Annotated in this window: 10 protein-coding genes and 1 other annotated feature; of the genes, 7 read left to right on the plus strand and 3 right to left on the minus strand. The window is 45.7% G+C overall.

Going from position 1 to position 8,947, the window contains the following annotated elements; translation table 11 throughout:
* Window positions 1-37 precede the first annotated feature (37 nt).
* Genes A5868_RS03465 through A5868_RS03480 form a run of 4 tightly spaced genes read left to right on the plus strand, consistent with a single transcriptional unit; the run spans window position 38 to window position 3,472 of the window.
* Window positions 38-1,417: a bifunctional metallophosphatase/5'-nucleotidase gene (locus tag A5868_RS03465; protein WP_086305467.1), complete on the plus strand. Its 1,380-nt coding sequence runs from the start codon at window positions 38-40 to the stop codon at window positions 1,415-1,417.
* A 34-nt stretch (window positions 1,418-1,451) separates the two neighbouring features.
* Window positions 1,452-2,075, plus strand: a complete 624-nt coding sequence (locus tag A5868_RS03470) for a YutD family protein (RefSeq protein ID WP_010781656.1) — start codon at window positions 1,452-1,454, stop codon at window positions 2,073-2,075.
* Window position 2,076: 1 nt separating this feature from the next.
* Complete coding sequence (locus A5868_RS03475) at window positions 2,077-2,847, plus strand: TIGR01457 family HAD-type hydrolase (RefSeq protein ID WP_086305468.1); 771 nt, start codon at window positions 2,077-2,079, stop codon at window positions 2,845-2,847.
* Window positions 2,837-3,472, plus strand: coding sequence for a TIGR01906 family membrane protein (locus A5868_RS03480; RefSeq protein ID WP_044926400.1), 636 nt, complete (start codon window positions 2,837-2,839; stop codon window positions 3,470-3,472). The genes A5868_RS03475 and A5868_RS03480 overlap by 11 nt, the downstream gene beginning before the upstream one ends.
* An 18-nt stretch (window positions 3,473-3,490) precedes the next feature.
* Here A5868_RS03480 and A5868_RS03485 read toward each other — a convergent pair whose 3' ends face one another.
* Both A5868_RS03485 and A5868_RS03490 read right to left on the minus strand, forming a co-directional pair.
* The gene (locus A5868_RS03485; RefSeq protein WP_086305469.1) at window positions 3,491-4,000 is read right to left on the minus strand and encodes a phosphatidylglycerophosphatase A family protein; all 510 of its coding nucleotides are present in this window, start codon (window positions 3,998-4,000) and stop codon (window positions 3,491-3,493) included.
* Between the two features lie 20 nt (window positions 4,001-4,020).
* Complete coding sequence (locus tag A5868_RS03490; protein ID WP_086305470.1) at window positions 4,021-5,004, minus strand: NAD(P)/FAD-dependent oxidoreductase; 984 nt, start codon at window positions 5,002-5,004, stop codon at window positions 4,021-4,023.
* A gap of 131 nt (window positions 5,005-5,135) precedes the next feature.
* Between A5868_RS03490 and A5868_RS03495 the strand changes: the two genes are divergently transcribed.
* A complete protein-coding gene (locus A5868_RS03495) occupies window positions 5,136-5,723 on the plus strand; it encodes a peptidylprolyl isomerase (RefSeq protein WP_086305471.1) in 588 nt (195 codons plus the stop codon).
* 25 nt (window positions 5,724-5,748) lie between these two features.
* On the opposite strand, the gene A5868_RS03500 is transcribed toward A5868_RS03495, so the two are convergent.
* Entirely contained in the window at window positions 5,749-6,915 is a 1,167-nt protein-coding gene (locus A5868_RS03500; RefSeq protein WP_086305472.1) for a MalY/PatB family protein, read from the minus strand.
* Between the two features lie 77 nt (window positions 6,916-6,992).
* On the opposite strand from A5868_RS03500, the gene A5868_RS03505 reads away from it, so the two are divergent.
* A complete protein-coding gene (locus A5868_RS03505) occupies window positions 6,993-7,373 on the plus strand; it encodes a CvfD/Ygs/GSP13 family RNA-binding post-transcriptional regulator (RefSeq protein WP_010781649.1) in 381 nt (126 codons plus the stop codon).
* Between the two features lie 85 nt (window positions 7,374-7,458).
* On the plus strand, window positions 7,459-7,821 hold the full coding sequence (locus tag A5868_RS03510) for a hypothetical protein (RefSeq protein WP_174293655.1): 363 nt from the start codon (window positions 7,459-7,461) through the stop codon (window positions 7,819-7,821).
* A gap of 363 nt (window positions 7,822-8,184) precedes the next feature.
* Window positions 8,185-8,947 (plus strand) — a sequence feature (16S ribosomal RNA rRNA prediction is too short).

An 8,947-nucleotide genomic window follows, 5' to 3' on the forward strand; every position in this document is an offset into this window, starting at 1 on the left:
ATAGATGGGACAAAAAGAGTTGAAACGAGGTAGGATAATGGAAAAAATTATTCTTTTACATACCAATGATCTCCATTCCCATTTAGAAAATTGGCCAAAAATCCGCCGCTTCCTATTGAATCGCAAGCAGGAGGAAACGGCGGAGCAACGGATCATTACGATCGATCTTGGCGATTTTGTCGACCGCTGGCATCCTTTGACCGAAGCGACGGATGGGCAGGCGAACGTTCAGCTAATGAATCAGATCCATTATGACGCGGCAACGATCGGTAACAATGAGGGTGTTGGAAATTCAAAGGAAGAATTGAATCGGTTGTACGATCATGCCAATTTTGACGTGCTCTTAGACAATCTTTTTGATAAGCAAACTTTGCAGCCGCCGAAGTGGGCGCAGCAATCGAAAATCATTACGACCGAACAGGGGACCAAGGTCGGGCTGCTGGCATTTACCGCGCCGTTTCCATTGACCTATAATCCGAACGGCTGGGACATTCGTCAAGTAATGGACATTTTACCCAATCTGGTAGAGGAGCTTCGTCCTCAGGTGGACGTGCTGGTTTTGATGAGTCATCTCGGTATCAGTGTGGATCGCCGCATCGCGCGGGAATTGCCGGCGATCGATGTCATACTAGGCTCTCATACGCACCACTTGTTTGAGGCAGGCGAGAAGATCGGGCCGGTCCAATTAGCCGCAGCGGGAAAATACGGGTATTACGTGGGAGAAGTGCATTTAACGATCGATGAGGAGCATCAGATCCAGCAGACGAGCGCGCGGACGTTTGCGACTGAAAAGATGCTGGCGTTGCCTGAAGACCAGGAGGAGATCGAGGGGTATCTGACAGAAGGGCATCGTCTATTGGCTGAAAAGAAAGTGGCGGAGGTTCCTTACGCGATGCGTACAGATCTCCAATCGGAGCATCCGATGATCGTGGACACGTTAAAGGCAGTCAAGGAAGCTGCAAACGTTGACGCCGCCGTCTTGAATTCAGGGTTGTTTTTGACAGATGTACCTGCCGGAGTCGTCGATCAAGACCAATTACACCGAGCACTGCCGCATCCGATGCACTTGATCAAAGTGACGCTAGACGGCGCCAATCTGATTCGGTTGATTTTAGAGATGGAAAAGAACCGCCATTTTTTGATCAACTTTCCAGTAATGGGCATGGGTTTTCGCGGGAAAGTCTTTGGTCACTTGGTCTATGATGGAATCGCCTATGATTCCGTCAATCATCAAGTACGGTGGCTGGGAGAGCCGATCGATCCGGAGTTGGAGTATACACTTGCAACGGTCGATCATTATATGTTCGTTCCCTTTTTCCCAACGATCGAGATCGCTGGACAGTATGAATTTCTATTTCCTGATTTTATTCGCAGTGTTTTGGGAGACTATCTCCACACTCACTACCCAATCAAATAAAAACAAGGTATAATATCACACAGGTGGTGAAACGATGGCAAAAGAAAAAAGAGACATAAAAGAGAAGAAACAACATCCAGAAAAAACAGTCACGGATGAGCTGACTGAGGTCTTAGATGAAATCGTTGAGACACCCGCTGAAGAAAAGAAAAAAGGCGAACCCGTCGTATTTGTCGACGATAGTAATCTTTTGATTGGTGAACGCCAATACCGTTTAGTTAGAAATTATCGTGAAGGCTTTGATGCCGAACGTTTAGGTGAACGCTTTAGTGAGGTCTTGACACGCTACGATTATATCGTCGGCGACTGGGGATATGACCAGTTGCGTCTGAAGGGCTTTTTCCGCGAAGACGATCGGAAAAGCTTGCCAGAACAGCGCATTGATACATTAGAAGATTATTTATATGAATATTGTAATTTCGGCTGTGCTTATTTTGTGCTGGAACGAACAGGCGGCAAACGCCAACAAACCCGCAAGAAACGTAAGCGCAAACGGAAAGACAAACCGCAAGCATTCGTAGAAGAGAAAAAAGCACCGGTGGCAGAAAAGCCTAAGAAAAAACCGGTGATCAAAAACCGACAGCCGAAAAAAGAAGTCCCAATGAAAACAAAAGAAAAAGACGAACGCTTCGTGATTCGTCAAAGAGAAGAGTCTTAAGATGTATAAAGGATATTTGATTGATTTAGATGGCACGATCTATCGTGGAAGCGAACCGATCCCGGCTGGTCGGCGTTTTGTGGAGCACTTGCAGGAGCGAAAGATCCCCTTTCTATTTCTAACCAATAATACAACCAAGACCCCTGCGACGGTGGCGGATCGTTTAGCCAATGAATTTTCGATCCACGTTCGTCCAGAGGCGGTCTATACAGCGACCCTAGCAACGATCGACTATATGAACGACGCTGCGAAAGGGAAGAAGGTCTTCGTTATTGGCGAACCTGGGCTGATCGATCCGATCCTTTCGGCGGGCTACGTTTGGGAGGAAGAGCAGCCGGATTATGTCGTAGTCGGACTGGATACCGCGGTCACCTATGAACACTTCGTCACTGCGACCCTTGCGATCCAGAAGGGGGCCACCTTTATTGGAACGAATCCAGATAAAAATATTCCGACAGAGCGCGGGCTGCTGCCTGGTGCTGGTTCGGTAATCGCGATGGTGGAGGCTGCGACACAACAAAAAGCGACCTATATCGGAAAACCAGAAGCGATCATTATGGAGAAGGCCGTGGAGATCTTAGGGATGGAGAAATCCGAAGTCTTGATGGTCGGTGACAATTATACGACGGATATCTTAGCCGGGATCAACAACGAGATCGATTCATTGCTAGTGCTGTCAGGCTTCACTCAAAAAGAGGATGTACCAACATTACCTGTTCCGCCGACCTACCTGGTAGAGTCGTTGGATGAATGGCACTTCGATGAAAACTAAGGGACTGGAACGTCTAGGCTTGGTTTGTTTGCTGCTGACCTTGCTGACCTTGGCCATCACCTTGACGATCAATGCGCGCTGGCTGTATCAATTGGACATTCGGCATCTGGGATTGTTGGATTATACGACGCTGTCGGAAAAGGAACTGCTGCATAATTTCGATCAGTTGATGCGTTACTTGAATCTGCCGTGGGTGGAGACGCTGAAGATGACGGATTTTCCTGTTTCAGCAAATGGGGCGCTGCATTTTTATGAAGTGAAGCGGCTGTTTCTAGTGAACTACGGCGTATTGCTCGTGACGGTCATTCCAAGTATTGTTTACGTTCGGCATCTAAACAAGCAGCAGCGGCTGTGGACGATGATCCAACCATTCCGTATCGCGGTCGTTGTTCCGATCGTGATCGCCTTTTTGATGGCGGTAAATTTTGATCGCTTCTTTGTGCTTTTCCACGGTGTCTTTTTTAATAACGATGCGTGGATATTCAATCCGGCGACTGATCCGATCATCAACGTTTTACCAGAGACATTTTTCCTCCACAGCTTCATTCTTTTTTTCGTGTTGCTGGAGATTTTCTATTTATTGCCGATCTATTTCGGGAAAAGAGCATTAAAAAAAGAGCGCTAAGCTCTTTTTTTAATGCTCTTATTTGACGATGCTGTCTAAGTTTCGCGGATTTTCATGAGCCAAACGGCTGGCAGCAGACGCAGCGATCGCTCCGACAAGGTCATCCAAGAAGGTATGGACGTGGACGCCGTCGTGTTCGTTGAGTTTTTTCAAGATGCCGGGTTTGACCTTGTCGATGTAGCCATAATTTGTAAAGCCGATGGAACCGTAAACGTTGACGATGGACAGCGCCATGATCTCGTCAATGCCATAAAGGCCTTCATCTTCTTCCAAAATCGTTTGCAAAGGATAATCCAGCTTCTTCTGCTCCGCCAATTTGTCCAGCTCAATGCCGGTGATGATCGCGTTGTGGACTTCTCTTTTTGTCAACACACGGTTGACGCTATGGATGCACAATTCGATATCTAATTTTTCGATGTACTCCTTTTGCAGGAAAAAGACCAAGTCCGCGATGTCTTCGATGGTGACGCCGCGTTCTTCTAACAGGTCACGGGCTTTCTTTTCAAGTGCCGTCGTTTCAAATACCATGTGGTACCTCCTTGTGACGATTAATTTTGTGGAAACAAGCTCGTACTATGACCGGGCTGTGCACGGTTTTTAGGATTTACATAATGCAGCGCATTGTTGACAGCTGTTGGGGCTTCACCCATACCTGTAGCAATCAATTTCACTTTGCCGTCATAGGTGGCGATATCTCCGCAAGCATAGACGCCTGGGATCGACGTGCGCATATCTGATTCAACCAAAATCGCCTGTCGGGTGCTTTCCAATCCCCAAGAGCGCAAATGATCCAGAGAAGAAGAGAAGCCATAGTTTACGATCAAATAATCCACATTCAACGTAATTGTCTCATCACTTTTCGCTTTTTGTAAAGTCAGATCCTCTAATTCCTGTTCCCCGTGAAGTTCCTTCAAGAGGTAAGGCGTGTAAATGTTGACAGAGGAGTCTTTTAATTTTTGCACACTGTGCTCATGTCCGCGGAAATTGTCACGGCGATGGATGATAGAGACTTCATCGGCAATGGGCTCCAACATCAGCGCCCAGTCGATCGCAGAATCGCCGCCGCCAGCGATCGCCACTTTTTTACCGGCGTATTTCATTAAATCATTGATGTAATAATCAATGCCGTGATTTTCAAAAGTGTCTGCGTCATCGATCATCAAACGTCTTGGTTGAAACGATCCGTTTCCAAGTGCTAAAACGACGGCTTTCGTGTAATGACTGTCCTTATTTGTGACTAGCTCCAAGTAGTCGTCGTGCTGCTTTAGTGCGAGGACTTCTTCGTCCAAGCAATAGGTATGAGAAAATGTGCGTAATTGTTTTTCTAAGTTACCAACCAGATCTGCCGCTTTAACGACGGGAAATCCAGGAATATCATAAATATTTTTTTCGGGATAAAGTGTCGTCAGTTGTCCCCCCAACTGCGGCAGGCTGTCTATCAGCTTCGTTTTTGCCTGACGGATACCTGCGTAAAAAGCTGCGAACATCCCGACTGGACCCGCACCTACGATGGTTATATCAAAAATTTCCATATCAACACCCTTTCTTCCCATCGATTGTAACAAATAAATGAGAGAGAAAGAAACGCTTGGCTTGCAGAGGTGGCAAATGGAGAAAAGTTTGTTATGATGGACACAGTGAAAAAATAAAGGAGGACATTGAAGTGACTCAATTTCCACAATTAAACTTAGCAGAAGAAAAAGGTCCAAAAGCGACGATCAAAACCAACATGGGGGATATCATCGTACAACTATTTCCTGAAGATGCCCCAAAAACGGTAAAAAACTTTGTTGAATTAGCGAAGAAAGGGTATTACGACGGTGTGATCTTCCACCGTGTCATCCCTGATTTCATGATCCAAGGCGGCGACCCAACAGGTACAGGCATGGGCGGCGAAAGCATTTATGGCGAAAAATTTGAAGACGAATTCTCCCGCAACCTATTCAACCTGCGTGGGGCATTATCAATGGCAAACGCTGGTCCAAATACCAACGGCAGCCAATTCTTCATCGTCAACAACCAAAATGTTCCTGCGAACATGATGACGCAATTAGAAGAAGCTGGATTCCCAGGCGAAATCATCGAAACCTATAAACAAGGTGGAACACCATGGTTGGACTTCCGTCACACAGTGTTCGGTCAAGTCGTTGAAGGTATGGACGTTGTAGACGATATCGGTGCAGCAAAACGCGGACCGCAAGACAAACCAGTGAATGACATCGTTATCGAAACAATCGAAATTACAGAATAAAAAAACGGCCAATCGGCCGTTTTTTTTATTTTAACGCAGTCACGATGCGACGCAGACCTTCTTCTAACGTTGCGCGAGGGCAAGCGACATTCAACCGCATATGCTGTTTTCCGCTCGGTCCATAACTGACCCCGGCGTTCAAGACGACTTTTCCTTTATGGATCAGCCGTTCCTCTAATTCCTCATCTGACAGGCCGTAAGCGGAAAAGTCCAGCCACAAAAGATAGGTGCCTTCGGGCTTCATGATCCTTACTTCAGGCAGCTCTTTTTGGAAAAAGTCTTGCGTGTAGGCGACATTTGCTTGGATATAGGGGAGTAATTCCTCTAGCCACTCTTTCCCCGTTTCGTAGGCAGCCTCCATTCCCACCAAGCCAAAGGTATTGATCTCTTGCTGGAAGTTCTCCTCTTGCTTGCGGAGAAGCTGTTTGCGCAGCTTGTCATTTTTTACAAAGGCGGCTGAATTTTTGATTCCAGCAAGGTTGAAGGTTTTCGTCATTGATGTAAATTGCAAGCTGAACGAACAAAACGCGTCTCCGGCATTAAAGAAGGAGGTCATTTCGTGAGGAGCAAAAACCAAATCCTGATGGATCTCATCACTTAAAACGAGAACGTTGTATTGCTGGCAGAGGGCACCTAAACGCTGCAACTCCTCTTTTGACCAGACACGTCCGCCAGGGTTGTGGGGATTACACAAAATCATGACCTTTACATGGTGCTGTTTGAATTTTTCTTCTATATCTGCATAATCCATGACAAAACGCCCCGACTCTTCAATCAACTGACTGCGGACAAGCTGGCGACGATTGGTCTTGATGATCCCAGCAAAGGGAGGATAGACAGGGTCGTGGATCAGGACGGCATCATTTGGCTTTGTAAATGCTTGAATCGCCGTATTGATCCCAGCTAGTACGCCGGAGAAAAAGAGGATGTCGTCTTTTTCCAATGCTAATTGATGCTGCTCCTGCTCCCAAGCGATCACGGCATCGTACAAACCTTCAGGCGTCTCTGCATACCCTAATACTCCGTGCTCTAAAAGTTTTTGGTAGGCGTTCAGTACGCCTTCTGGTGCTTTGAAATCCATATCCGCGATCCAAAGGGGCAGCAACTCTTTTTCATTGTACATGTGAAGAATGGCGTCCCATTTTACGCTGTTCGAGCCAAGCCGGTCGATCGGCTGTTCAAAAGTTGTCATTTTAGTACCTCCTGTTTGATAACTTCAATTTTATCTATAAATACAGTATAATGAAACATGCGAAAAGAGGGAAATGAATGGGATATAAAATTGGAGATATTATTGAAGGTCGTGTAACAGGTATCCAGCCGTACGGTGCATTTATCTCATTGGATGATCAGACGCAAGGGCTGGTGCACATATCAGAGGTACAATCCGGCTACACTAAAAATATTCACAGTTTTTTAGAGGTCGGCCAACTGGTGAGGGTGCAGATCATTGACATTGATGAATACACAAAGAAGATCAGTTTGTCATTGCGAACATTGCTGGAGCATCCCGTTGAAGTGCCGTATCATCGGAAACGCTACTTTACCAACCGCAACAAAAACATTGGGTTTCGTTCATTGGAAAAGAATATGCCTGAATGGACAGAAGAAGCGATTGATTTCTTATTGAAAGAAAGAGTTGAAAACTAATCGTCTTTTTATGCAAAAATTGTCTTTTTTTCTGAAAACATGATACAATAGGGACGATTTACGATTAGCTTTTGCAGAGGTGAAAATTGTGACAAAACAAGTATCTGGTACAATCATGTTGCATTTAGAAGATGGATCGAAACGTTTTTTAGTTCACGAAATAGGAAATGAGAAAGAATTTGCCCGCACTGATACCAAAGCTGAAAACACTGTTTTAGCTAGCTTTTTGAATTTTTTGAAAGCAACACTACATATTGATGTGACGAATATTCGGTTGGTCGAACTAACGAATACTCAGTCACACGGCGACAACTTACCCCTTTATGTGTTTGAAATGGCGAGTGAAGAAGTCACTACGCTGCCAAATGGATTTGTCTGGGAGACGCCTGACAGCTTGAGAAAGATACTTGGAACGATTGAAATCGAAGGTGTACCATTATTTGAATAGATACGTAAAAAGAGCTTATGAAAATAAGTTCTTTTTTTTTGAAAAAAACAGTTGACCGATAGTTCATTAAGTGGTAAATTAATAAACGTTGCTGATGCAGTGAAAGCCGAACGATGGCTTTCGGAATTAAAAAAACTTCAAAAAAGTTGTTGACATTCACTCAGTAACCTGTTAAGATATAAAAGTTGCTGAAACAAAGCAACAAACAACGTAGACCTTTGAAAACTGAACGAATAAAACAAACCAAATGTGTAGGGCGCTTCTATTCTATAGAAGCAAACAACATAGCAAGCAATATGCTAGCAAGTCAATTATTAAAATTGAGCTTAACAATCGCAAGATTGTTTCAAACACTTTATATGAGAGTTTGATCCTGGCTCAGGACGAACGCTGGCGGCGTGCCTAATACATGCAAGTCGAACGCTTTTTCTTTCACCGGAGCTTGCTCCACCGAAAGAAAAAGAGTGGCGAACGGGTGAGTAACACGTGGGTAACCTGCCCATCAGAAGGGGATAACACTTGGAAACAGGTGCTAATACCGTATAACAATAGAAACCGCATGGTTTCTATTTGAAAGGCGCTTTTGCGTCACTGATGGATGGACCCGCGGTGCATTAGCTAGTTGGTGAGGTAACGGCTCACCAAGGCAACGATGCATAGCCGACCTGAGAGGGTGATCGGCCACATTGGGACTGAGACACGGCCCAAACTCCTACGGGAGGCAGCAGTAGGGAATCTTCGGCAATGGACGAAAGTCTGACCGAGCAACGCCGCGTGAGTGAAGAAGGTTTTCGGATCGTAAAACTCTGTTGTTAGAGAAGAACAAGGATGAGAGTAAAATGTTCATCCCTTGACGGTATCTAACCAGAAAGCCACGGCTAACTACGTGCCAGCAGCCGCGGTAATACGTAGGTGGCAAGCGTTGTCCGGATTTATTGGGCGTAAAGCGAGCGCAGGCGGTTTCTTAAGTCTGATGTGAAAGCCCCCGGCTCAACCGGGGAGGGTCATTGGAAACTGGGAAACTTGAGTGCAGAAGAGGAGAGTGGAATTCCATGTGTAGCGGTGAAATGCGTAGATATATGGAGGAACACCAGTGGCGAAGGCGGCTCTCTGGTCTGTAACTGAC

This window comes from Enterococcus sp. 12F9_DIV0723, from assembly GCF_002174375.1.
GTDB lineage: Bacteria > Bacillota > Bacilli > Lactobacillales > Enterococcaceae > Enterococcus_A > Enterococcus_A gilvus.

Coding starts and splice junctions, on each gene's coding strand:
- A5868_RS03505 (WP_010781649.1), top strand. CDS start 6,993: ATGGGATATAAAATTGGAGATATTATTGAAGGTCGTGTAACAGGTATC.
- A5868_RS03500 (WP_086305472.1), bottom strand. CDS start 6,915: ATGACAACTTTTGAACAGCCGATCGACCGGCTTGGCTCGAACAGCGTA.
- A5868_RS03485 (WP_086305469.1), bottom strand. CDS start 4,000: ATGGTATTTGAAACGACGGCACTTGAAAAGAAAGCCCGTGACCTGTTA.
- A5868_RS03465 (WP_086305467.1), top strand. CDS start 38: ATGGAAAAAATTATTCTTTTACATACCAATGATCTCCATTCCCATTTA.
- A5868_RS03475 (WP_086305468.1), top strand. CDS start 2,077: ATGTATAAAGGATATTTGATTGATTTAGATGGCACGATCTATCGTGGA.
- A5868_RS03490 (WP_086305470.1), bottom strand. CDS start 5,004: ATGGAAATTTTTGATATAACCATCGTAGGTGCGGGTCCAGTCGGGATG.
- A5868_RS03470 (WP_010781656.1), top strand. CDS start 1,452: ATGGCAAAAGAAAAAAGAGACATAAAAGAGAAGAAACAACATCCAGAA.
- A5868_RS03480 (WP_044926400.1), top strand. CDS start 2,837: ATGAAAACTAAGGGACTGGAACGTCTAGGCTTGGTTTGTTTGCTGCTG.